Annotated in this window: 21 protein-coding genes; 11 read left to right on the forward strand and 10 right to left on the reverse strand. The window is 63.3% G+C overall.

Translation table 11 applies throughout. The features are described from left to right. Positions 1-30 precede the first annotated feature (30 nt). The 3 genes from Q0P52_RS06180 to Q0P52_RS06190 all read right to left on the reverse strand — a co-directional run bounded on the left by Q0P52_RS06180 (position 31) and on the right by Q0P52_RS06190 (position 3,275). The gene (locus Q0P52_RS06180; RefSeq protein WP_293760268.1) at positions 31-1,188 is read right to left on the reverse strand and encodes a type III PLP-dependent enzyme; all 1,158 of its coding nucleotides are present in this window, start codon (positions 1,186-1,188) and stop codon (positions 31-33) included. An 11-nt stretch (positions 1,189-1,199) separates the two neighbouring features. Continuing rightward, the gene (locus Q0P52_RS06185; protein ID WP_293760266.1) at positions 1,200-2,507 is read right to left on the reverse strand and encodes an FAD-binding oxidoreductase; all 1,308 of its coding nucleotides are present in this window, start codon (positions 2,505-2,507) and stop codon (positions 1,200-1,202) included. Positions 2,508-2,687: 180 nt separating this feature from the next. Further along, positions 2,688-3,275 (reverse strand): XRE family transcriptional regulator, encoded by a 588-nt coding sequence (locus tag Q0P52_RS06190; RefSeq protein WP_293760264.1) that lies wholly within the window; start codon positions 3,273-3,275, stop codon positions 2,688-2,690. A gap of 150 nt (positions 3,276-3,425) precedes the next feature. Between Q0P52_RS06190 and Q0P52_RS06195 the strand changes: the two genes are divergently transcribed. Beyond that, a complete protein-coding gene (locus Q0P52_RS06195) occupies positions 3,426-4,064 on the forward strand; it encodes a nucleotidyltransferase domain-containing protein (RefSeq protein ID WP_293760262.1) in 639 nt (212 codons plus the stop codon). A gap of 180 nt (positions 4,065-4,244) precedes the next feature. Here the strand turns inward: Q0P52_RS06195 and Q0P52_RS06200 are convergent, their stop codons facing one another. The 3 genes from Q0P52_RS06200 to ptsP all read right to left on the reverse strand — a co-directional run bounded on the left by Q0P52_RS06200 (position 4,245) and on the right by ptsP (position 9,483). Further along, entirely contained in the window at positions 4,245-5,954 is a 1,710-nt protein-coding gene (locus tag Q0P52_RS06200; RefSeq protein WP_293760260.1) for a fructose-specific PTS transporter subunit EIIC, read from the reverse strand. Positions 5,955-6,031: 77 nt separating this feature from the next. Next, complete coding sequence (pfkB, locus tag Q0P52_RS06205) at positions 6,032-6,985, reverse strand: 1-phosphofructokinase (protein WP_293760258.1); 954 nt, start codon at positions 6,983-6,985, stop codon at positions 6,032-6,034. Further along, complete coding sequence (gene ptsP / locus Q0P52_RS06210) at positions 6,982-9,483, reverse strand: phosphoenolpyruvate--protein phosphotransferase (RefSeq protein WP_293760256.1); 2,502 nt, start codon at positions 9,481-9,483, stop codon at positions 6,982-6,984. Before ptsP ends, pfkB begins: the two co-directional genes overlap by 4 nt. A 232-nt stretch (positions 9,484-9,715) precedes the next feature. Between ptsP and Q0P52_RS06215 the strand changes: the two genes are divergently transcribed. Next, positions 9,716-10,699, forward strand: coding sequence for a LacI family DNA-binding transcriptional regulator (locus tag Q0P52_RS06215; protein ID WP_293813681.1), 984 nt, complete (start codon positions 9,716-9,718; stop codon positions 10,697-10,699). Positions 10,700-10,893: 194 nt separating this feature from the next. Here the strand turns inward: Q0P52_RS06215 and Q0P52_RS06220 are convergent, their stop codons facing one another. The 4 genes from Q0P52_RS06220 to aroA form a co-directional block, all read right to left on the reverse strand. After that, positions 10,894-11,313, reverse strand: a complete 420-nt coding sequence (locus Q0P52_RS06220) for a VOC family protein (RefSeq protein ID WP_293760252.1) — start codon at positions 11,311-11,313, stop codon at positions 10,894-10,896. Between the two features lie 254 nt (positions 11,314-11,567). Next, on the reverse strand, positions 11,568-12,113 hold the full coding sequence (locus Q0P52_RS06225; protein WP_293760250.1) for a cytochrome b: 546 nt from the start codon (positions 12,111-12,113) through the stop codon (positions 11,568-11,570). A gap of 88 nt (positions 12,114-12,201) precedes the next feature. Beyond that, positions 12,202-12,621 (reverse strand): nucleoside triphosphate pyrophosphohydrolase family protein, encoded by a 420-nt coding sequence (locus tag Q0P52_RS06230; RefSeq protein ID WP_293760248.1) that lies wholly within the window; start codon positions 12,619-12,621, stop codon positions 12,202-12,204. 133 nt (positions 12,622-12,754) lie between these two features. Then, complete coding sequence (gene aroA / locus Q0P52_RS06235) at positions 12,755-14,041, reverse strand: 3-phosphoshikimate 1-carboxyvinyltransferase (protein WP_293760246.1); 1,287 nt, start codon at positions 14,039-14,041, stop codon at positions 12,755-12,757. A 391-nt stretch (positions 14,042-14,432) separates the two neighbouring features. Here aroA and cmk point away from each other — a divergent pair, with 391 nt between their 5' ends. The 9 genes from cmk (at position 14,433) to Q0P52_RS06280 (ending at position 22,509) form a co-directional block, all read left to right on the forward strand. After that, positions 14,433-15,101, forward strand: a complete 669-nt coding sequence (cmk, locus tag Q0P52_RS06240) for a (d)CMP kinase (RefSeq protein WP_293760244.1) — start codon at positions 14,433-14,435, stop codon at positions 15,099-15,101. Positions 15,102-15,196: 95 nt separating this feature from the next. Beyond that, positions 15,197-16,888 carry a 30S ribosomal protein S1 gene (gene rpsA, locus Q0P52_RS06245; RefSeq protein WP_293760243.1) on the forward strand — a complete coding sequence of 564 codons (1,692 nt, stop codon included), beginning with the start codon at positions 15,197-15,199 and terminating at the stop codon, positions 16,886-16,888. Between the two features lie 7 nt (positions 16,889-16,895). Beyond that, on the forward strand, positions 16,896-17,210 hold the full coding sequence (locus Q0P52_RS06250) for an integration host factor subunit beta (protein ID WP_293760241.1): 315 nt from the start codon (positions 16,896-16,898) through the stop codon (positions 17,208-17,210). Positions 17,211-17,352: 142 nt separating this feature from the next. After that, complete coding sequence (locus tag Q0P52_RS06255) at positions 17,353-17,643, forward strand: LapA family protein (RefSeq protein WP_293760239.1); 291 nt, start codon at positions 17,353-17,355, stop codon at positions 17,641-17,643. Positions 17,644-17,713: 70 nt separating this feature from the next. Then, entirely contained in the window at positions 17,714-18,874 is a 1,161-nt protein-coding gene (lapB, locus tag Q0P52_RS06260; protein ID WP_293760237.1) for a lipopolysaccharide assembly protein LapB, read from the forward strand. 19 nt (positions 18,875-18,893) lie between these two features. Further along, positions 18,894-19,640 carry an orotidine-5'-phosphate decarboxylase gene (pyrF, locus tag Q0P52_RS06265; protein WP_293760235.1) on the forward strand — a complete coding sequence of 249 codons (747 nt, stop codon included), beginning with the start codon at positions 18,894-18,896 and terminating at the stop codon, positions 19,638-19,640. Then, positions 19,637-20,956 (forward strand): UDP-glucose/GDP-mannose dehydrogenase family protein, encoded by a 1,320-nt coding sequence (locus tag Q0P52_RS06270; RefSeq protein WP_293760233.1) that lies wholly within the window; start codon positions 19,637-19,639, stop codon positions 20,954-20,956. Before pyrF ends, Q0P52_RS06270 begins: the two co-directional genes overlap by 4 nt. Before the next feature lie 7 nt (positions 20,957-20,963). Next, positions 20,964-21,926, forward strand: a complete 963-nt coding sequence (gene rfaE1 / locus Q0P52_RS06275) for a D-glycero-beta-D-manno-heptose-7-phosphate kinase (RefSeq protein WP_293760231.1) — start codon at positions 20,964-20,966, stop codon at positions 21,924-21,926. A 1-nt stretch (position 21,927) separates the two neighbouring features. Beyond that, positions 21,928-22,509 (forward strand): DUF924 family protein, encoded by a 582-nt coding sequence (locus Q0P52_RS06280; RefSeq protein WP_293760229.1) that lies wholly within the window; start codon positions 21,928-21,930, stop codon positions 22,507-22,509. Positions 22,510-22,516: the final 7 nt, after the last annotated feature.

Consider the following 22,516-nt stretch of genomic DNA (forward strand, 5'->3'; position numbering starts at 1 on the left):
CCTGAGGTTCCGCCGCATTGTGGCGCAACGCTAGTTGTCTTCGCATACCACCACGCGCGGTGCCGGCATGCCGTTGAAACCGGTTACCAGATTCTGGGTGTAGACCCCGGTGTGATAGAACCACAGCTTGTCGCCTTCGCGCAGATGGCGCGGCAGCGGCATGGCTTCGCACAGTACATCGCAGCTGTCGCAGGTGGGGCCGGCCAGGATGGCGGCATCCGGCAGCCCGGGTGTTTCGCCGTTGAGTTCCAGCGGGTAGAAAAAGCCGTCCATCAGTTCGTAGAGGCCGGAGAACATGCCGGCGTCGGCGTACACCCAGCGCTTGCCGTGCTTGCGCTGCACATTGATGACTTCGCAGATGAACAAGCCGGCCGGTCCGCTCATATAACGGCCGGGCTCCACCACCACCTCGCAGGTTTCGGGCAGCGAGGCCAGCCTGGGCGACAGCGCCGTGCCGATGTGGGCGATGTCCGGCGCGGTTTTGTCGTAGGTGATGGGAAAACCGCCGCCCAGATTGAGCAGGCGCGGGCGGAAGCCGGCTTCGGCCAACAGGGTCATTACCGGCCACACTTCGTCCACTGCCCGGTTCCACGCTTGCGCGTCCCGGCACTGGCTGCCCACATGCAGATGCACGCCGGCCAGATCCACCTTGTGCTGGCGGGCGGCGGCGAAAACATCGGGCAGCGCGGCGCGAGCCAAGCCGAATTTGACGCCCAGCGGATAGTCGCTGCTGGCGTTGTCCACCTCCAGCCGCAAGTATTGCGCTGCATCCGGGGCCTCTTCGGCCAACTTCACCGTTTCCTCCACGCTGTCGCTGGCAAACCAGCGCACGCCGCGCGCATAGGCATAGCGGATGGCGCGCCGGGCCTTGATGGGGTTGGAATAGAGAATGCGCGCCGGGTCCACGCCCAGCGCCAGCAGCTGGTCCAGCTCTTGTTCCGAGGCGATTTCAAAATCACTGCCTTGCCGCAGCAGCGCGCGCAGGATGGCCGGGTGCGGATTGGCCTTGACGGCGTAATGCACGCGGGCGCGCGGCAGGGCGGCGCGCAGGGCCTGATACTGCGCCACGGCGATGGCCGGGTCGATGATCCACAGCGGGCCGTTGTAGTCGCTGTCGGCCAGCGCGGCCTTGGCGGCCGCTTTAAGGCGCTGATAAGCGGGGAGCGTGGCGATGGGGTGGGTGGTCATGGCAAGGCTCCTCAAAAGCTGATGCCGGGAATGGCGTAATCGCGCAGGCGGTAATAGAACATGCCGCCGGCTTGCAACGGCACGCGCAGCAAGTCGCCGCCGGGAAAGGCCGGGTTGGAGAGGCGCATGAATTGTCGCAGCAAGTGGTCCTCGCCTAGGATGGCGTCGGCCAGCACCTTGCCGGCGGCGCAGGTGGGCACCACGCCGTGGCCGGAAAACCCCTGCGCCCAATACACGTTGCCGCGCTGACCGAGATCCGGCGTGCGGTTGACGGTGATGTCGATATGCCCGCCCCAGGTGTGACTGATGCGCGTTCCTTTCAGTTGAGGAAACACACGCAGCATGTCGGCGCGCATGCTTTCGGTGAGGTTGGCCGGCGTGCGGCCGGAGTAGGTGCATTTGCCGCCAAACAGCAGGGTGTTGTCGGCGGTGAGGCGGAAGTAGTCGAGGACGAACTGGTTGTCGCATACCGCCATATTGCTGGGCAGCAGCTGGCGGGCCAGCGAGACCGGCAGTGGTTCGGTGGCAATCATGTAGGTGCCCACCGGCATGACGCGACGGTGCAGTGTGGGATCGAGCTTGTCGATATAGGCGTTGGCCGCCAGCACCAGCTTGCGGCAACGGATCACGCCGTGTTCGGTCTCTACCGTGCAGCCGTCGCCGTGGTCGCGATAGGACAGGGCGCGGGTGTTTTCGTAGATGGGCACGCCCTTGGCTTCCAGCGCGGCAGCCAGGCCCAGAATGTATTTGAGCGGGTGCAGGTGGCCGCCTTCCGGGTCGATCAGGCCGGCCACGTAGCGCTCGGAGCCGACATGGTCGGGCAGTTCGCGGCGGGTGAGGAACTGCAGCTTGTCATAACCGTAGTGGCGCGCGGCTTCTTCCTGCCAGTCGCACAAAAGCTTGATGCGTTGCCAGAGAATGGAGGTCCACAAAAAACCGTCAGCCAGCTCGCAATCAATGGCGTGGCGCTGGATCTTGTGGCGGATTTCGCCGCCGGCCCAGCGCAGCAGGTCCCACACTTCCCGTGCGCCGTCCCGGCCCAGCGCGGCCTCGATCGGCCCCATGTCGCAGGACAGTCCGAGAATAATCTGGCCGCCGCAACGACCGCTGGCGGCCCAGCCCACGCGGCTGGCTTCGATCACCGCTACCGATTGGCCCTTGTCGGCCAGATTGTGCGCGGTGTAGAGGCCGCTGAAGCCTGCACCCACCACCAGCACATCCACGTCGCGGTCGCCGGGCAGCGGCGCGCGTTCTGTCTGCCGGTCGCGGCTGGTGGCGGCGTACCAGGTATCGGGGTATTGCTTGCCTGAGTCGAACATGCTTCCTCCTTGATGGTTTGCCGCAGTTTCCCGCTCTTGCCGGAGGGGAGTTGTCTCCTTCTCCGGCGGGGGCGGTTGTGCGGCGGCTGGCCGGTTTCTCCAGAGCGGCTTGTGCCGCTTCTGTATTGGGTATGACTGTATCCAGCCGCCAGAACAGGCGTGCCGGGCGGGCGCGGCGCGCTACGGGTTGACCGTATAGGCCCACACCACCTGGGTTTCCGTCTCGCCGGGATTGCGGTAGCGGTGCGGGCGGTGACTGGGGTAGCTGAAGCTGTCGCCGGCTTGCAGCACATGGCACTGCTCGTCCACCCACAGCTCCAGCTGACCGCTGAGCACCAGCCCGCTTTCATCGCCGCCGTGCGCCAGATCCTGCCCGCCCGAATCCGCTCCGGGCGCAAAACTGGTGAGAATCAGTTGCAGGCCGCCGGCAAACCCCGGCGACAGCAAGGCATCGCTCACGCCGTTGGCGTAAGCCAGTTGCGGCCGGTGGGCCTTGCGCACCACCACGCCGCGTTCATGCTGCGGCGCCTGGCTGAAGAACACGCTGTAGGGTACGCCGAGGATGCCGGCCAGCCGGATCAGATCGGTCACCGTGGGCTGGCTTTTGCCGCGTTCCAGCTGCGACAGGAAGCCAACGGAACGTTCGGCGCGTTCGGCCAACTGTTGCAGGGACAGGCGTCGCATGCGACGCAAGTGGCGCAATTGCTCGCCCAGCCAGAGCGGGTCGGGCAGGGCGGAGGGGGGCGTCGTGTCGGGATCGAAAGTCATGCCGGCTAGTTTAGGGTTTGTTGTGAAAAAAAATCACTATTTTTTCACCATTTCAGAATATGGCTGTTGTATTTTCATAGAGAGGTCTCCGGCATGACTGCTGCCGGAGGGTAAGTAGCCAAGATGCGCGATCAAAGAAAAGGAGATCACATGGGGCAAGACGATGTGCTGAAACAGCTTTGCGCGCATTTGCGCGCCATCGGTGTCCATACGGCCTTGCTGTATGGTTCACGCGCCAACGATACGGCGGGCCCGGACAGCGACTACGACATTCTTGCGTTTGCTAATCAAGATCGCGTGGTGCGGGATGCCAGAGTGGTGGCAGGGGCGTTTCTGGATGTGTTCATCTACCCGGAGACAATGCTGGCTGATCCACCGGAAGAGTTGATTCGCGCCGTGGGTGGCAAAGTACTGTTTCAGCGCTTGGCCGAAGGGGACGGGTTATTGGCGCGGCTGCAGGCAATGCAGGCTGCACCCTTGCCGGTCTTGCCGGAGGATGAGGTCCAGGCCATGAAAGCGTGGGCCTGGAAGATGCTGGCTCGCAGCCGTCGTCAGGATGCGGAAGGCTTGTACAGGAGGGTGTGGTTGTTGACGGCGTTGCTGGAAGACTATTTCACGCTCAAGCGCATGCGCTATCCCGGCCCGAAGAAAGCCTTGCGCTGTCTGGAGCTGGCGGAGCCTGAGGTGTTCGCCTCGTATCTGACAGCCTTGCAGCCGGGCGCGGACGAACAGGATTTGGAGCGCTTGGTGAGGATGGTGGCGGGTGAGTCGCCCGAGGTCGATGGATAAAAAAACAGCCAGCGCAAGGCTGGCCCGAGAGAGAAACTGAGAGGACACAGATCAGAGAAGCGCCGAACAGGCGGTTCAGACGGGATTGTGCATGTGCAGCATGACGACTTCTTGACGCTTGTCTTGCCGTCTTGTGAAACCCCGCCCGACAGGGGGCGGGGCGTCCTGTCGCGCCATGACTCAGGCGGTTACCGGTTTTTTCAGCACGCGCAGCGCTACGGCGGTGATGACGGTGCCGACCACCAGCGCGGCAATGTAGGCCCCCAGGCCGCTGACAGCGTTGGGGATGGGCAGCACGAACACGCCGCCGTGCGGCACTTTCAGTTCCACGCCCATGGCCATGGACATGGCGCCGGCAACCGCGGAGCCCAGCATCAGCGAGGGGATCACGCGCAGCGGATCGCGAGCGGCAAAGGGGATGGCGCCTTCGCTGATGAAGGATATGCCCAGCACCCCGGCGGCCTTGCCGGCTTCGCGTTCATCGGTGGTGAAGCGGTCGGCAAACAGCTTGGTGGCCAGCGCAATGCCCAGCGGCGGCGTCATGCCGGCCGCCATCACGGCCGCCATCGGCGTGTATACCTGACTGGCGATCAGGCCGGTGGCGAAGGCGTAGGCCGCCTTGTTGACCGGGCCGCCCATGTCGAAGGCCATCATCGCGCCGAGAATGGCGCCCAACAGCAGCGCGCTGCCGCCTTGCATGCTCTTGAGCGCGCCGGTGAGCGCGGCCAGCAGATGGGCTACCGGGTCGCCAATCACATAAATCATCAGTAGGCCCACCAGCAGCGAACCCAGCACCGGCAGGATCAGTACCGGCTTGAGGCCGTCCAGATGCTTGCCCAGGCGGATGTTGCGGTTCATCCAGTCCGTACCGTAACCGGCGATGAAACCGGCCAGGATGCCGCCGAGGAAGCCGGCGCCCAGGCTGCCGGCCAGCATGCCGCCCACCATGCCCGGGGCGATGCCGGGGCGGTTGGCGATGGAGTAGGCAATATAGCCGGACAGGATGGGCACCATGAGCGCGAAGGCGGATTTGGCGCCGATCTGGAACAAGGCCCAGGCGAGCGTACCTTTGTGGGCGTCGTCAAAGGCGTAGATGCCGCCCAGCGCGAACGCCAGCGCAATCAGGATGCCGCCGGCAGTGACAAACGGCAGCATGAAGGACACGCCGGTCATCAGGTGCTTGTAGGCGCCGCTGCGTTGTTCGGCCGTCGGAGTCGCGCTGCCGGCGGCGGCGCTCTGACCGGCCGGCGCATAGGGCGCGGCTTCGCGGAGGGCTTGCTCCACCAGCGCGCGGCCATTGTTGATGGCGGGCTTGGTGCCGCTCTGGAACAGTCGTTTGCCGACAAAGCGCGACAAATCCACTTGCGTGTCGGCGGCGATGATCACCAGGTCCGCATCGCGGATTTCCTCGGCGCTGAGGGTGTCCTGCGCGCCCACCGAGCCCTGGGTTTCCACCCGGGCCAGATGGCCCAGTTGTTGGGCGGCCTGGCTCAGCCCTTCGGCGGCCATGAAGGTGTGGGCAATGCCGGTGGGGCAGGAGGTGATGCCGACGATGCGCAGGCCGGCTGCGGCGGCCTGGGCCGGCGCTGGCTTGCCGCCCAGCGCGGCGGCGATGGCGGCATCGGTGGCGTTCAGCACCGTCTCCAGCGAGGCGACATGCGTGGCAAGGCGGACGAAACGGCCGTCCTGCGGCACGTTGCCCACCAGCAGCACCGCGTCGGCTTGCTGGATGTCGCTGTCGCTCAAGGGCTGTTGCACGCCTTGGGCGGTGTGAATTTCTACCTCGATATGATGCTTGAGGCGGGCAGCCGCCTGGCGCAGGGCTTCGCCAGCCAGCAATGATTGGGTGCTGCGATCCGGGGCAGCAATGACTGCCAGCAGATTGGCCATGTGAGTCTCCTTCTCCTCTGGGTGGTAGAGGCCGCTTCGGGGTGTTGTGGGTGGTGTTGGCCGAAGCGGTCCGTTGCTTACAACGTTTCGATGTGCACGCTGTCCGCCAGCGCTTGCACGGTATCGGGCGAGGGCAGATGCGGGCCGATGGCGGCCAGCTTGGCGGAGGCGAATGCCACCGCCAGCCGCGAGCAGCGCTCGGGCGACAGGTTTTGCCGTAGGCCGGCACACAACCCGGCCACCAGCGCGTCGCCCGCGCCTACCGTGCTGACCGGGTTTTGTACCGGCAACCTGGCCAGCAGCGCCGGGCCCGTGTCCAGCACAAACAGCGCGCCGTCCTCGCCCAGCGACACCACCACTTGCGCCACGCCTGCAGCCTGCAGTTGACGGGCGGTGGTCAGTACTTCCGCGGTATCGGCCAGCGGCTTGCCGACCCATTGCGCCAACTCTTGGCGGTTGGGCTTGATGCAATGCGGCAGCGCTTCGCGCGGCGCAGCCAGCGCGGCGCTCAACGCCGGGCCGCTGGTGTCCAGGACGACGCGCGCGCCCCATTGGCGCAGCTTGCCGGTCAGGCGGGCGTAGCTGTCGGTCGGCAGGCCGTTCGGCAAACTGCCGGCCAGCACGATCAGGCTGTCCGGGTTGGTGTCGGCGGCCAGTACGGTCAGCAGCTTGTCCCAGTGGCGCTCTTCAATGCTGAGGCCGGGCAGGTTGATGTCGGTGGTGCCGCCGCCGGCGCTGTCCGCCAGCTTGATATTTACCCGGGTATCGCCGCCCACGCGGATGAAGCGGTCGGCGATGCCCTTGTCGCGAAACAGCGCTTCAAAGCTTTCGCTGTTGTGTTTGCCCAAGAGGCCGGTGGCGATGACCGGTGCGCCCCAGTCGGCCAGGCAGCTGGCTACATTCACGCCCTTGCCGCCGGCGTTGCTGGCGCCGCCGCTGGCCAGATTCACCTCGCCCGGCCGCAGCGCGGGCAGGGTGACGGTGAAATCGATGGCCGGATTAAGGGTAACGGTGATGACGGGCTGGCTCATGACAGCTGGCCTTGCAGGGCGCGCACTTCCTCCGCGCTGTCGCAGTCCAGCGCCTGGCGCGCCAGTTCTTGCAGGCGGCTCAAGTCGGCGCTGCGCAGGCGCGCCTTCACCGAGGCGATGTCGCGCGGGCTCATGGACAGCTCCTGCACTCCGAGGCCCGTCAGCAACGCCGCGCCGAAGGGGTCGCCGGCGATGCCGCCGCACACGCCCACCCAGCGCTGGAAGCGCGCCGCGCCTTCAACAGTCTGATGAATCAGGCGCAGTACGGCCGGGTGCAGGCTGTCGGCCTCGGCGGCCAGTTCGGGATGCTGGCGGTCGATGGCCAGCGCGTACTGGGTGAGGTCGTTGGTGCCGATGGAAAAGAAATCCACGTACTCGGCCAGTTTGTCCGCCAGCATGGCGGCGGCCGGCACTTCCACCATGATGCCGATCGGAACCTCCGGTGCTTGCAGCTCCCGGCGGATGCCTTCGCACAGGCCCTTGAGGCGGGTGATTTCCTTCAGCGAAGTAATCATCGGAAACATGATGGCCAGCGGCTGGCCGGAACGGGCGGCGCGGTACAGCGCGCGCAGTTGCGGTTCCAGCAGATCGCGGCGGCGCAGCAGCAAACGAGCGCCGCGCATGCCGAGGAAGGGGTTTTCTTCTTGTGGCAGGTTGAGGTAGGACACCTGCTTGTCGCCGCCGATGTCCAGCGTGCGCACGATCAGCGGCTTGCCGTCCAGCGCCTGTTGCATGCCCTGATAGGTAGCGAATTGTTCTTCTTCGTCTGGCGCGGTGTCGCGTTCCAGGTAAAGGAATTCGGTGCGCATCAGGCCCACGCCTTCCGCGCCGGCGGACAGTGCGCCGGGCACTTGGTCCGGGCGGTTGACGTTGGCGGCGATTTCCACGGCGTGGCCGTCGCGGGTGACTGCCGGCAGGCTGCGCTGTTCTTCCTCGCGCGCCTTGCGCGCATGCTGCTCTTCCTGCCAGCGGCGCGCCGAGGCCAGGTCGCTGTCGCTGGGTGCGAGATACAGGCGGCCGCCCTGACCATCCAGAATCGCCAGTGTGCCGTTGTCTACGCCGGTGATGCCGGGGCCGCCTGCCACCATGGCCGGCAGGCCGAGGGTGCGCGCCAGGATGGCGGTGTGCGAGGTGGGGCCGCCCTGGGCGGTGGCCAGGCCGATCACCTTGCTGGTGTCTAGGCTGGCGGTGTCGGACGGCGACAAATCCGCCGCCAATAGAATGCAGTTGTCCGGCAGATCGGCCAGGGTGCTACTGCGCAGCGCCGGGTCGATATGGCCCAGCACGCGGCGGCCCACATCGCGCAAATCGGCGGCGCGGGCGGCCAGAAGGGGGTTGCCCAGCGCCGCCAGACGGTCCGCCAACCGTGCGACGGCAGTGTGCCAGGACCAGGCCACGCCGCGGCCTTCCACCATCAGCTGGCAGGTGAGGGTGATCAAGTCGGTGTCGCTCAACAATTCGGCCTGGGCCTTGAAAATGGCGGCCTCCGCCGCGCCAAGGCGGGCGGCGGTGTCTTCGGCCAGGCCGGCCAGCTCGGCACGGGTGGTGGCCAGCGCGGCATGCAGGCGGTCTCCGCCTTCGGCGAGACCCTGCGGGTGATCCGGCACCACCGGCTCGCCCTGGGTCAACACGTGCACCGTGCCGATGGCGAGGCCGGGGCTGGCGGCGATGCCGGCCATCATCAAGGGATGGCCCGGTGGCTGCCACAGGTTTTCGCCTTTCATGGCTTGCGCTTTTTGCGCAGCCAGCGCGGCGTCGGTCTGTTCTTGAGAAGTGAGGCGCAGCATCACGCCGCGCAGTTGTTCCAGCAACAAACGCGCGTCCGCGCCTTCGGCCGACACCACGATGCGGTCGCCGCGTTGCAGGCCCAGTTGCAACAGGGAAATCATGTTCTTGCCGTCGGCGGCATGGTGGCCGTGGCGAATCTGTACCTGCGCGGCAAACTGGCGGGCGGTTTCCACCCACAGCGTGGCCGGGCGGGCGTGCAGGCCGTTGGGGTAGTCCACCTGCAACTCGAACTTCTCGCTCAGGTCTTCGCTGGGTTGCGTCGGTGCAACCGGCGCAGCGCCTTCGTCCAGCGCAGCGATCAGCTGCTGCGGGTCTTGCGTGTTGTACAGCGCCTGCAACTGGCTTTCGTCCTGCAACAGGCGGGTGAGGCGGCGCAGCAGGCGTATGTGCTCGTCGGATTGCGCGGCAATGGCAAACAGCAGATGAATGCGCTGACCAGGGTTCCATTCCAAACCCTGCGGAATCTGCAGGATGGCGATGCCGGTGCGGTGAATCAGGTGACGGTCTTCAATCATGCCGTGCGGAATGGCCACGCCATGTCCGAGGAAGGTGTTGGCCACCGCTTCGCGGGCCAGCAGGCTGTCAATGTAGGCGGGGGCGATGCAGCCGGCGTCCGCCAGCAGGCGGCCGGCTTCGCGAATGGCTTCTTCCTTGCTGGCCGGCTGGCTGGCCAGACGGATGAGATCCGGATGAATGAGCGCTTGGGTCATGATGGCAGGGGCTCCGCAGTGGTTGTCTCCGTCCGCCCGGCATGGCCGCGACGGCGCTGTTATGTGTTTTCCGATTTGCATTGAAAACGATTACATAACCACTGTCAATATCGTCAGCAACGGTCGAAGAAAAGCCAAGAGGTTGTTTTGATGAAGATAAAGCCAGACAAGGCTTGCAATGGGTTTGAGCTTGGTGCAGCATCTGGGCAACATCAATGAAAACGATTGCAAAATGACTGCACGCATCAAGGATGTCGCCTTGGCTGCCGGCGTATCGGTGGCCACGGTGTCGCGCGTATTGAGCAACGGCCCGGTGAGCGAGGAGCTGCGCCGCAAGGTGCTGGCCGCGGTGGAGGCCACCGGCTATCTGCCCAACCTGTCCGCCCGCCGTTTGCGTTCCCGCCACAGCCACACCATCGGGCTGATTGTGTCGGACATCCGCAACCCCTTCTTTACCGCGGTGAGCCGCGCCGTGGAGGACGCCGCCTACGAAGTGGGCATGCGCGTCATTCTCTGCAATACCGATGAAAATCCGGACAAGGAAGCGCTCTATCTGCGGTTGATGCAGGAAGAGCGTGTCACCGGCGTCATTCTCGCCCCTACCGGCGCCACGGCCCAGCAGCTGGACCCGGTGGCGCTGGGCTTTCCGGTGGTGCTGATCGACAGAGCCGCCTTGCCTGGTCAGGCGGATGCGGTGGTGCTGGACAATGCCGACGCCGCCAGCATGCTGGTGGAACACTTGTTGCAGCAGGGTTATCGCCGCATTGGCGGGCTATTCGGCAAAACCAGCACTACTGGCGCGGAGCGCTGCGCCGGCATGGAGGCGGCGCTGCGCAAGCATGATCTGCCCGGCGACGCGCGTTTTATCTTGCCCACGCCGGAAGCGGCCGAGCTGGCCTTGCTTTCATGGTTGGCCGAAGAGAACCGGCCGGATGCGCTGCTGGCGAGTAATGGCCTGATACTGCTGGGCATGTTGCGCGCCGCGAGAAGGGCGGGCATCCGTATTCCGGAGGATATCGCCATCGCCGGTTTCGACAACGACAACTGGACCGAGCTGGCCGGCCCCGGTCTGACGGTGATCGAACAACCGGTATACGACATTGGCCGCACGGCCATGCGCATGCTGCTGGAGCGACTGGACGACACCGGGCGCAGCGCGCGCAAAGTGGTGCTGTCAGGACGGCTGGTGGTGAGGGGTTCTACTGCCTCGCGTTGAGCGTTTTTGCGCGAGGCCCCGCTAACAAAAAACTGATGCTGGCTTGCGCTTCTTTTAGTCGTGCTCCGTGTACTGCCCGCCTTGCCGCGTCTTGGTTCAGGATATCTACCAGGCTTTGTTGGCGGACTGGCCTGGCGATGCCGCTTCTGGCTGCGGAAAAGGCGGGGCGTCATCAGCTATTTCGCCTTGTCTTTTTACCCTGCGGAAAAAGGCGCTGACTCAGCGCTTTGGTAGAGATCCCATCGGTTGCCATACAAATCCTCGAATACAACGACGGTCCCGTATTCTTCTTCTCGCGGCTCTTCGCAGAACGTGACGCCCTTGGCCTTCATGGTCTGGTAGTCGCGCCAAAAATCATCGGTCTGCAAAAACAGAAAAACGCGTCCCCCGGCCTGATTGCCAATGCATCCGGATTGCCGCTCGTTTGAAGCACGGGCGAGCAGCAGCCTGCAATCACTATCAATCGCCGGCGTCACGACAACCCAGCGTTTTCCTGGCTGGGGGGTGTCTTCAAGCAGCGTAAATCCCAATTTCTGGGTGTAGTACGCGATGGCCCGGTCATAGTCATCAACGACGATGGCCACATATCCCAAGCATTTTTTTTGTGTTCGCATGGTTTTCCTTTGACGCTTTCCACTGGTTCGGAGCGGAAGGGTGAATTACGGCAAGCAATACTGCACGAGACGGTTTTGCTTGGGCGGGTTGATTGGGCATGCAAGCAGAACCGCGGCCGCGGTTCGGTCTCACAGCGGTTTGTGCCTTATCTGTTCTGCTGCATCCCGGTGGTGGGTGGGTTTGCATCCGAGTGAGACAATAAAAATGCCGTTCACCAACAGGGTGAACGGCATGGAACGATACCGCGAGGGGATCAGCGCAGCGGGCCGGTCAGGCGGGTCAGCGTATCGTCCTTGACGAAGCGATGGTGCCAGATGGCGGCGCCGGCATGCAGGATCACCAGCCACAACATCACATTGCCCAGCGTTTCATGCAGCTCTTTCAGATCGCGGGCGCTGGCGGGGTCGATATGGAAGATCACCGGCAGCGTCATGCCCAGCAGCACAACATCCTTGCCATTGCCTTGCAGAATGGCGATACCCAGCAGCGGCAGCGCGGCCATCAGCGCGTACAGCGCCCAGTGCGCGGCGTGGGCCAGTAGCATGGCGTGGCGATGCGGCGCGGGGGAGATGTCCGGCACGCGATTGCCCAAGCGCCACAGCAAGCGCGGCAACAGCAGCAACAGCACGATCAGGCCGGCCTGAAAGTGGCCGGATTTCATGAAGTCGCGCAGCGGGGTGCCCTTGGGGGCGATACCCTTGAATTCGATAAAGGCTAGCGCGGCAATCACCGCCAGCGCGGACAGCCAGTGAAAAGCGCGCGCGAGGCGGCCATAACTGTGTTGGGAATTTTTAAGCATGGTGTCAGCGTCCTTTTTGTGGATTCTTCAGCGCCTAGCATAACGCTGCTTTATTAAATCGGACTTAATCCTGACCAAACTTCATGCATCAAGGCAAGGCGGCGCGGATGACGCCCAGCTTGTCCGCCGCTTGCCAACCATCCGGTTTCAGTACTTTGCCGTCGGCGCGGCGCACCACTTTGCCATCCACCATCTTGCGCAAATTGGCATCGTGGATGGCCTGGGTCATCGCCTCCAGCGGCAAGCCTTGCGATAGCAGCAGGCCGCAAACAATGTTGAGCACGTCCACACCTTCCGCTGTCAACTCGGCCATGGCGGCCAACTGCTGCTCGGTGTCGAGGCTGGCTGAGGCATGGTAGTCGGCCAGCGCCTGGCGAAATTCCGCTACCTCTTCGGCCAACATGGTCTCCCACATGTCCAGCGCCTGTTCATTGCGCTGCGGGCTGGCGGGCGGGGCCATGTCGAAGCGCTGCATGAAGTCGCGGCGGATAGCGAAGAGGTTGGTCATGATGTGGGCCTTTGATGATGTTTATTGTCTATATATTGTGTTTTATTGGGTTTATTGTGGCAAGGGTTGTGTTTCAGTCATGAAAAAAGCGCCGTCTGAGCACGGCGCTTTTTCGGGGTGGTTCAGCTTGAGGTCAGGCCTGCAGGGTGGCCAGTACCTCGAAGTAGTCCGGGAAGGTCTTGGCCACGCACTTGGGATCGTTGATCACCACCGGCACGCCCAGCAGCGATACCAGCGAGAAGCACATCGCCATGCGGTGATCATCGTAAGTATCGATTTGCGCATCCGGCGTCAGCGCCGATGGCGGCGTGATGCGGATGTAGTCCTGGCCTTCCTCTACCGTGGCGCCCACTTTGCGCAACTCGGTGGCCATGGCGGCCAGGCGATCGGTTTCCTTCACGCGCCAGCTTTCGATATTGCGCAGCGTGGTGGTGCCGTCTGCGGCCAGCGCGGCCACCGCCAGCGTCATGGCGGCGTCCGGGATGTGGTTGAGATCCGCGTCGATGGCGCGCAACGGGCCATTGGCGCGGGCTTCAATCCAGTTGTCGCCCATGGTGATCTCCACACCCATCAATGCCAGCGCTTCGGCAAACTTCACATCGCCCTGAATGCTGGAGCGGCCTACGCCTTCCACGCGGACCGGTCCGCCGGCCAGCGCTCCGGCGGCCAGGAAGTAGGACGCGCTGGAGGCGTCGCCTTCCACATGGACTTCGCCCGGGGAGATGTAATGCTGACCGCCCGGGATGATGAAGCGTTGCCAGCCCTGGCGCTCCACTTGCACGCCGAAGCACGCCATCAGATTGAGCGTGATTTCGATATACGGCTTGGAAATGAGCTCGCCCACCACTTCTATGGTGACGGTCTCGCCAGTCAGTGGCAGAGCCATCAGCAGGGCGGTGAGGAACTGGCTGGATACATTGCCCTTCACCGGAATCACCTGGCCGGCGGTGACGCTGGCCGGGGAGATGCTCAACGGCGGGTAGCCCGGGTTGCCCCGGTACTGGATATCCGCGCCGGCAATGCGCAGCGCATCCACCAGGTCGCCGATCGGACGTTCGTGCATGCGGGGCACGCCGGAGAGCTGGTAATGGCCCTGCATCAGCGCCAGCGCGGCGGTCAGCGGGCGAAAAGCCGTGCCGGCGTTGCCCAGAAAAAGATCAGCGCTTTTTACCGGAAACTCACCGCCCACGCCCTGAACGCGGAAATCGCGGCTGTCGCCGATTTGCTCCACTTCAACGCCCAGCAGGCCCAGCGCGGCCAGCATGTGACGAATGTCGTCCGAATCCAGCAGATCGCGCACCAGCGTCGAACCGCTGGACAGCGCGGCCAGCAGCAGGGTGCGGTTGGAAATGCTCTTGGAGCCGGGAAGTTTGATGGTGCCGGAGAGGCGCGGAGTCGGGGTAAGGCGAAGCTGTTCCATGGCGATTGGGCGGTGTCTCTGTTGCGTGTCAGGATGGTCCGTCGGTGTGCTTGTCTTTGGCGAATCGCCAACGTCGCCTCGCCGCGTCAGCCCGGCTGCGGCGCTGTCGGGCGCGGCTGGAGGGTGAAGCATGACGCGGAGGAGGGCGGGCGATTCTTTAATATCATCACGCGCGGACGACCCGGCCCGGCGTTGCCATGCCACTGTAAAGCCCTAGGGGTCTTTCTGCCAACCATTGCGGCGCTTTTTCTGTTGCGAGGCAGCAAAAGTCATCGCGCTTAATCGTGTCGCACAGCCGGGCGCTGGGGTAAAATCAACAGTTTGCCGAAGATGGCCCCGCTGGCCCTTTGGCCAAGCTCAACATACCGCAATCCGGACTCCGAACCCCATCATGACCGTACCCGTCATCACCATCGACGGCCCTTCCGCCTCCGGCAAGGGCACCGTCGCCGCGCTCGTCGCCCAGCGATTGGGCTTCCATTACCTCGACTCCGGCTCGCTTTACCGGCTGCTGGCGCTGCATGCGCGCAACAAGGCCATCGACTGGGCGGATGAAGCCGCGCTGGCGGCCGAAGCATTGCATCTGCCGGTAGTATTCAACGAGGCGGGCGTATGGCTGGACGGCGTCGAGTCGGGCGCGCTGATTCGAGCCGAAGCCATTGGCAACGGCGCTTCCCGCGTGGCGTCCCTGCCCGCCGTGCGCGCCGCCTTGCTGCAGCGTCAGCGCGATTTTGCCGTCGGACCGGGCCTGGTGACTGATGGTCGGGACATGGGTTCAGTGGTGTTTCCCGCCGCCGCGCTCAAGGTTTTTCTCACCGCCAGCGCGGAAGAGCGCGCCGAGCGGCGCTATAAGCAGTTGATCGGCAAAGGAGAATCTGCTAACCTCCCGCAGATTAAGCAGGACATCATTGAACGGGACGAGCGCGACGCCGCCCGATCAGTAGCCCCGCTGAGGCACGAGCCGGACGCCTTGCTGCTTGACACCACCCGTCTCTCCATCGACCAAGCTGTCGATGCCGTCATGGGCTGGTTTGACGAGCGACAAGCCGCCGGCCTCTGATTTTTTGTAGCGGTTCGATTTGCTGCAATGCGAAAAGAACCGGTTGTTCAACCCTAACCCCGCACGCCGTGAGGTGTGCACCGAGAGTAAGCTTGATGACTACCCTCTCCATGGAAAACTTTGCCCAGCTGTTCGAAGAAAGCCTGACCCTTCACGACATGCGCGTGGGCGAGGTGATCACTGCCGAAGTCGTGGCAGTTGACTCCAACTTCGTTACTGTTAATGCCGGCCTCAAGTCCGAATCCCTGATTCCGGCCGAAGAATTCAAGAACGACCAAGGCGTTGTTGAAGTTGCCATCGGCGACTTCGTGACCGTAGCGATCGACGCTCTGGAAAACGGCTTTGGCGAAACCAAGCTGTCCCGCGAAAAAGCCAAGCGCTTGGCTGCTTGGGTTGAGCTGGAAGAAGCTCTGGAAACCGGCAAGATCCTGTCTGGCCTGATCAGCGGCAAGGTCAAGGGCGGCCTGACCGTCATGGTCAACGGCATCCGCGCCTTCCTGCCGGGTTCCCTGGTTGACGTGCGTCCGGTGAAAGACACCACCCCGTACGAAAACAAGAACATCGAATTCAAGGTTATCAAGCTGGACCGCAAGCGCAACAACGTTGTCGTGTCCCGCCGTTCCGTACTGGAAGAAACCCTGGGCGAAGAGCGCAAGGCTCTGCTGGAAACCCTGAAAGAGGGCGCAGTGGTCAAGGGTATCGTCAAGAACATCACCGACTACGGTGCGTTCGTTGACCTGGGCGGCATCGATGGCCTGCTGCACATCACCGACCTGGCATGGCGCCGCGTGAAGCACCCGTCCGAAGTTCTGGCCGTGGGCGACGAAGTGGAAGCCAAGGTACTGAAGTTCGACCAAGAGAAGAACCGCGTATCCCTGGGCCTGAAGCAACTGGGCGAAGATCCGTGGGTGGGCCTGTCCCGCCGCTACCCGGCCAGCACCCGTCTGTTCGGCAAGGTAACCAACCTGACCGACTACGGCGCGTTCGTTGAAATCGAACAAGGCATCGAAGGCCTGGTACACGTGTCCGAAATGGACTGGACCAACAAGAACGTACACCCGTCCAAGGTAGTTCAGGTTGGCGACGAAGTGGAAGTCATGATCCTGGAAATCGACGAAGACCGTCGTCGTATCTCCCTGGGCATGAAGCAGTGCCTGGCCAACCCGTGGAACGAGTTTGCCGACAACTTCCACAAGGGCGACAAGATCAAGGGCGCCATCAAGTCCATCACCGACTTCGGCGTGTTCGTTGGTCTGCCGGGCGGCATCGACGGCCTGGTTCACCTGTCCGACCTGTCCTGGAACGAAGCTGGCGAAGAAGCCGTGCGCAAGTTCAAGAAGGGCGATGAGGTTGAAGCCGTTGTTCTGTCCATCGACGTTGAAAAAGAACGCATCTCCCTGGGCATCAAGCAGCTGGAAGGCGATCCGTTCAACAACTTCGTTGCCATGAACGACAAGGGCGCTCTGGTCAAGGGCACCGTGAAGGCAGTTGACGCCAAGGGCGCAGTAGTCGCTCTGGACAGCGACGTTGAAGGCTACCTGCGCGCTTCCGAACTGTCCCGCGACCGCGTGGAAGATGCTCGCACCATCCTGAAGGATGGCGAAGAAGTGGAAGCCGTGATCATTGCCGTGGATCGCAAGTCCCGCAATATCAGCCTGTCCATCAAGGCCAAGGACGCTCAGGACGACAGCGCCGCCATGAAGAACCTGGCTGTTGACAGCGCTTCCGCTGGCACCACCAATCTGGGCGCTCTGCTGAAGGCCAAGCTGTCCGGCTCCAACGAGTAATTGCATCATGACCAAATCTGAGCTGATCGCGAGGCTGGCAGAACGACTTGCCGAGCGCAATTCTCAGTTGGTCTACAAAGATGCTGAGCTGGCCGTCAAAACCATTCTGGATGCGATGGCCAGCAACCTGGCACAGGGTAGCCGCATTGAAATCCGCGGCTTTGGTAGCTTCGATCTGAACTACCGTCCGCCGCGAGTTGGGCGGAACCCGAAATCGGGTAGCAGTGTCTCGGTTCCTGAGAAATATGTGCCGCACTTCAAGGCGGGCAAGGAACTGCGGGAACGCGTGGATCAGTCTCTTCTGGAGCAGCTCCAGGCGTAACGGCAGTGATGCCGGCCTCGTTAAGCCAAATCAAAAGCGCCGCGTCATGCGGCGCTTTTTCGTTATTTGACACGGCCCGGCTTGGGTTGGCGGGGACTATCGTTTACACTTGCACTCCGAAATCAAGCCTCAGAGGAAGATCATGCGCTATATCGTGCGTATCATCGAAGTGGCACTGCTGGTGTTCCTGATCGCGGTCACCGTGCAAAACAGCCACATGGTGGAATTCAAGCTGTTCTTCGGCCAGGTCTGGTCTGCGCCGCTGATCGTCTTCCTGCTGGTGTTCTTCGTTGCCGGCGCCGCCGTCGGCCTATTGGCCACCTTCACCTACTACCTGCGCATGCGCAGGGAACTGACGCAATTGAAAAAAGAATTGCGCACCCGTCCCGCCAGCAAAGTGGCGGTGGACCCGAGCGACGCCATCGCTGACTGATAGACCGGCCCGCCTCTGAAGGGAGCGGGCTGTTGCCGATTCCAATCAAATCAAGAACAAGGAAAGCCATTTGGAACTGGATCTGTGGTGGCTATTGCTGTTTCCGGCCTTTTTCGGCCTGGGCTGGCTGGCCGCGCGCGTAGACATGCGCACCGTATTGAAGCAGGCCAAGGCGGTGCCGACTGGTTTTTATCGCGGACTGGATGCGCTGGTGGACGACAAGACCGACGTCGCGGCTGGTGCGTTGGCCGAAGTGTCCCGTCAGCAGGGCTCTGCGGTGGAGTTGCAACTGACGCTGGGCAAGCTGTATCGCAAACGCGGCGAGAATGATCGCGCTATCCGCTTGCACCAGCGCATGCTGGAGTCTTCCGATCTGCCGGGCGATCAGCGCGATATTGTGCGCAACGAGCTGGCGCAGGATTTTCGCAAAGCCGGGCTGGTGGATCGCGCCGAAGAAATTCTGTTGAAATTGTTGACCGGCAATATGGCGCTGGCGGCCCGCCGTCAGCTGCTGGATATCTACCAGCAGGATCGCGACTGGAAAAAAGCCATTGAAACCGCCAAGGAACTGCGCAGCGATGCGCACTCCTTTCAGCATGAAGTGGCGCAGTTTTATTGTGAACTGGCGCAAGGCGAGTTGTACCGTTCCAATCATGCCGCCGCTCGTGCGCTGGTGGATGAAGCCTTCGCCGCCAATCGCAAATGCGTGCGCGCCAGCCTGATCCTGGGCGACATCGAGTTTGCCGAAGGCCGCATTCACGAAGCGATCGCCGCCTGGCAGAACATCGAGAAACAGAATTTCGACTATCTCACCATGGCTGCCGAACGCTTGTTCGATGCATACGAGAAGCTGGACAAGCCGATGGAAGGCATCGCCTTGCTGCGTGGTTATCAAAAAACCTTTCCGCAGCTTGAATTGACCGATCTGCTGTATCAGAAGCTCTGCGCCTACGAGGGCGAGGAACGCGCGCTGGAAGTGGCGCGCGAAGCGGTGCATGCGCGCCCCAACCTGATGGGCGTGTACCGCCTGATCGAAGCGCAGATGGACGAACTGTCGCCCGAAGGGCGCATGGATGCCGAAGTGGCGCGCGCGCTGGTGCAAAAGCATGCCCAGCGACTGACCGTGCATCGCTGCAAATGCTGCAATTTCCGCTCCCGGGCCTTCTTCTGGCACTGCCCGGCTTGCGGCGAGTGGGAGAGCTTCACGCCCAACCGCTCGGAAACCCATTGAAACGTTTCAGGATAGTGTTATGAATCCTCTGGTTGCGGCCGGCCTTGACCTGGCGCCGGCGTCTCCCGTCATCGTGGCATTGGACTTTGCCGATGCTCCTGCAGCGCTGGATTTCGCTGCCCGGCTCGACCCCGCCGAGTGCCGCGTAAAAGTCGGCAAGGAACTGTTTACCGCCAGCGGCCGCTCGCTGGTGGAAAGCCTTGCCGCTCGCGGTTTTCAGGTTTTTCTCGATCTCAAGTTCCATGACATCCCCAATACGGTTGCTCACGCCTGCAAAACGGCGGCCGACGCCGGCGTGTGGATGGTGAATGTGCACGCCTCCGGCGGTCGCCGCATGATGGAAGCCGCGCGCGAAGGCCTGGCGCACTACAGCCAGCGCCCGCTGCTGATTGCGGTAACCGTGCTCACCAGCATGGAAGCGGCGGATTTGGCCGAGGTGGGCATCACCGTATCGCCGCAAGAGCATGTGCTGCGTCTGGCTACCTTGACGCGCGATTGCGGGCTGGATGGCGTGGTGTGCTCCGCTCAGGAAGCGCCGGCCTTGAAAGCCACGCTGGGTCAGGCCTTCAGTCTGGTGACGCCGGGCATTCGCCTGGCGGACAGCGCCGCGGACGACCAGCGTCGCGTGATGACGCCTGTGGCCGCGCTGGAAGCCGGCTCGGATTATCTGGTGATTGGTCGTCCGATTACCCGCGCCGATGATCCACTGGCTGCGCTGCGCAAGATCAACGGCGACATCGCCCAGTTCCGGGCGGCCAGATCATGAAAATCACCGTGATCGGCTCCGGTTATGTCGGTCTTGTCACCGGCACTTGCCTCGCCGAAGTGGGCAACCATGTCTGCTGTCTGGACGTGGATCCGGACAAGATCGCTACTTTGCAGGCGGGCGGCATTCCCATTTACGAACCCGGTCTGGACGATATGGTGCGCCGCAATGTGGCGGCAGGTCGTCTGAGCTTCACCACGGACGTGGCGGAGTCGGTCGCCTTTGGCGACATCCAGTTCATAGCCGTCGGCACGCCGCCGGACGAGGACGGCTCCGCAGACCTGCAATACGTGCTGGCCGCCGCGCGCAATATCGGCCGCCATATGCAGGGCTACAAGGTGGTGGTGGACAAGTCCACGGTGCCGGTGGGTACGGCCGACAAGGTGCGCGCCGCCATTGCAGAGACCTTGGCCGAGCGCGGCGAAGACCTGCCTTTCAGCGTGGTGTCCAATCCGGAATTCCTCAAGGAAGGCGCGGCTATCGAAGACTTCATGAAGCCGGACCGCATCGTGGTGGGCGTGGAGGATGAGCGTTCGGTGGAGTTGATGCGCCGTCTGTACGCGCCGTTCCAGCGCAATCACGAGCGTATCCTGTTCATGGACCTGCGCTCCGCGGAGCTGACCAAATACGCCGCCAACGCCATGCTGGCCACGCGCATTTCCTTCATGAACGAGCTGGCCAATCTGGCCGAGACGCTGGGCGCGGATATCGAGCTGGTGCGCAAGGGCATCGGTTCGGATCCGCGCATCGGCTATCACTTCCTCTATCCCGGCGCCGGTTACGGCGGCTCCTGCTTCCCCAAGGACGTCAAGGCGCTGGTGGCGACGGGCCGTGAGAACGGCCACGCCATGCGCGTGCTAACGGCGGTGGAAGAGGCCAACGATAGCCAGAAACGCCGCCTGGCGGACAAGCTGGTGGCAAGGCTGGGCGAGGACCTGACTGGCCGCCGCATCGCACTGTGGGGCCTGGCTTTCAAGCCCAATACCGACGATATGCGCGAAGCGCCCAGTCGGGTGCTGGTGGACGAACTGACCCGGCGCGGCGCGCAGGTGGCGGCATATGACCCGGTGGCGATGGAAGAGGCCGCCCGGGTGATGGGCGACAATTCGCGCCTGACGTTTGCCGAAGACATGATGCAAGCAGTGCAGGGCGCCGACGCGCTGATCATTGTTACGGAGTGGAAGATGTTCCGCGCTCCGGATGTCGACGCCATCAAGGCCGCGCTCAAGCAGCCCTTGCTGATAGACGGCCGCAATATGTACGACCCGGCCTGGATGCGCGAGCAAGGCTTCGATTATCTGGCCATCGGCCGCTGAGGTAGGCATGAACCTTCTGCAAAAACTGAATCTGCAGCCCGCCGAACTGGCGGCCAGGCTGGCCGGCGCCCGTGTATTGGTGGTGGGCGACGTGATGCTGGACCGCTACTGGTTTGGCGATGTGTCCCGCATCTCGCCCGAGGCTCCGGTGCCGGTGGCCAGGATCGCCCGTATGGAAGAGCGGGCCGGCGGCGCCGCCAACGTGGCGCGCAACATCGCCAGCCTGGGCGGCAAAGCCACCTTGCTGTCGGTGGTGGGAGACGATGAAGCGGCCGGCGCTTTGCAACGCCTGCTGGAGGCGGACGGCATTACGGCTTCCCTCAAGCGCGACCCGCACATTGCCACTACGGTAAAATTGCGCGTGGTGGCGCGTCAGCAGCAGCTGATCCGGCTGGATTTTGAAGACGCGCCCAGCCGAGAGGTGCTGGCCGACAAGCTGGAAGACTATCAGGCCGTGCTGGCCAATCACGATGTGGTGATCCTGTCCGATTACGGCAAGGGCGGGCTGACTCACGTCAGCCGCATGATCGAGCTGGCGCGCGCGGCCGGCAAACCGGTGCTGATCGATCCCAAAGGCGACGATTACGCCAAATACGCCGGTGCTACCTTGCTGACGCCCAACCGCAGCGAATTCCGCCAAGTGGCGGGCAGCTGGAGCAGCGAAGAGAAGCTGGCCGAAAAAGCCGAGAGCCTGCGCAGCGAGCTGGCGCTGGACGCCTTGCTGGTAACGCGCAGCGAAGAGGGGATGACCCTGTTCCGCGCCGACGGCGCTTTGCACCAGCCTACGCTGGCTCGCGAGGTGTACGACGTTTCCGGCGCGGGCGATACGGTTATCGGCACACTGGGGCTGGCCATGGCGGCCGGTCTGCCCTTGCCGGTGGCGATGAGCCTGGCCAATGCGGCGGCTGGTATCGTGGTGGCCAAGCTTGGCACCGCTGTTTGCCATCAGGATGAACTGTTTGCACTCTGACATGACGCCCCCCGAGCTGCTTGATGTGCTGACGGTATGGTTTGGCGGCACGGACCAAGAGCAACTGGGCCGCGTGCGCCAGAGCTGGTTTCGCAAGGACCCGGTCTTTGACGACATGCTGCGCCAACGTTTTCTCGGTCTGTGGCAGGACGCCTGCGACGGCAAGATCGCGCCGCAGGCCGATGATGCCTTGTCGATGCTGGCCTGGGTGGTGCTGACCGATCAGTTGCCGCGCAATATGTTTCGCGGCGATGCCCGTTCCTTCGCGACCGATGCGCTGGCGCTCCGCGCCGCCAACGCCATGGTCGCTGCCGGCCAGGACCAGGTTTTGCCGCTGCCCGCCAAGGTCTTCGTTTACCTGCCGTTCGAACACAGCGAACAACTGGCCGATCAGGATCGCGCCATCGTCTTGTTCGATGCGCTGGGCGAGGGCGAGCTGGCTGCCGGCTATCAGGATTATGCCCGCCGGCATCGGGACATCATTGTGACGTTCGGCCGCTTCCCGCACCGCAACGCCGTGCTGGGGCGCGACAATACCCCTGAAGAGACTGCGTTTTTGCAAACGCCGGGCTCTTCTTTCTGAGTAGAGG

Source organism: uncultured Aquitalea sp. (assembly GCF_945957525.1).
GTDB lineage: Bacteria > Pseudomonadota > Gammaproteobacteria > Burkholderiales > Chromobacteriaceae > Aquitalea.

Bases quoted from the DNA above. Each gene is read 5' to 3' on its own strand.
- Q0P52_RS06230 (WP_293760248.1), bottom strand. From the start codon at position 12,621: ATGACCAACCTCTTCGCTATCCGCCGCGACTTCATGCAGCGCTTCGAC.
- Q0P52_RS06190 (WP_293760264.1), bottom strand. From the start codon at position 3,275: ATGACTTTCGATCCCGACACGACGCCCCCCTCCGCCCTGCCCGACCCG.
- Q0P52_RS06200 (WP_293760260.1), bottom strand. From the start codon at position 5,954: ATGGCCAATCTGCTGGCAGTCATTGCTGCCCCGGATCGCAGCACCCAA.
- Q0P52_RS06185 (WP_293760266.1), bottom strand. From the start codon at position 2,507: ATGTTCGACTCAGGCAAGCAATACCCCGATACCTGGTACGCCGCCACC.
- Q0P52_RS06255 (WP_293760239.1), top strand. From the start codon at position 17,353: ATGCGCTATATCGTGCGTATCATCGAAGTGGCACTGCTGGTGTTCCTG.
- Q0P52_RS06195 (WP_293760262.1), top strand. From the start codon at position 3,426: ATGGGGCAAGACGATGTGCTGAAACAGCTTTGCGCGCATTTGCGCGCC.
- Q0P52_RS06220 (WP_293760252.1), bottom strand. From the start codon at position 11,313: ATGCGAACACAAAAAAAATGCTTGGGATATGTGGCCATCGTCGTTGAT.
- Q0P52_RS06250 (WP_293760241.1), top strand. From the start codon at position 16,896: ATGACCAAATCTGAGCTGATCGCGAGGCTGGCAGAACGACTTGCCGAG.
- rfaE1 (WP_293760231.1), top strand. From the start codon at position 20,964: ATGAACCTTCTGCAAAAACTGAATCTGCAGCCCGCCGAACTGGCGGCC.
- rpsA (WP_293760243.1), top strand. From the start codon at position 15,197: ATGACTACCCTCTCCATGGAAAACTTTGCCCAGCTGTTCGAAGAAAGC.
- pyrF (WP_293760235.1), top strand. From the start codon at position 18,894: ATGAATCCTCTGGTTGCGGCCGGCCTTGACCTGGCGCCGGCGTCTCCC.
- Q0P52_RS06270 (WP_293760233.1), top strand. From the start codon at position 19,637: ATGAAAATCACCGTGATCGGCTCCGGTTATGTCGGTCTTGTCACCGGC.
- Q0P52_RS06225 (WP_293760250.1), bottom strand. From the start codon at position 12,113: ATGCTTAAAAATTCCCAACACAGTTATGGCCGCCTCGCGCGCGCTTTT.
- Q0P52_RS06215 (WP_293813681.1), top strand. From the start codon at position 9,716: ATGACTGCACGCATCAAGGATGTCGCCTTGGCTGCCGGCGTATCGGTG.
- cmk (WP_293760244.1), top strand. From the start codon at position 14,433: ATGACCGTACCCGTCATCACCATCGACGGCCCTTCCGCCTCCGGCAAG.
- ptsP (WP_293760256.1), bottom strand. From the start codon at position 9,483: ATGACCCAAGCGCTCATTCATCCGGATCTCATCCGTCTGGCCAGCCAG.
- Q0P52_RS06280 (WP_293760229.1), top strand. From the start codon at position 21,928: ATGACGCCCCCCGAGCTGCTTGATGTGCTGACGGTATGGTTTGGCGGC.
- aroA (WP_293760246.1), bottom strand. From the start codon at position 14,041: ATGGAACAGCTTCGCCTTACCCCGACTCCGCGCCTCTCCGGCACCATC.
- pfkB (WP_293760258.1), bottom strand. From the start codon at position 6,985: ATGAGCCAGCCCGTCATCACCGTTACCCTTAATCCGGCCATCGATTTC.
- Q0P52_RS06180 (WP_293760268.1), bottom strand. From the start codon at position 1,188: ATGACCACCCACCCCATCGCCACGCTCCCCGCTTATCAGCGCCTTAAA.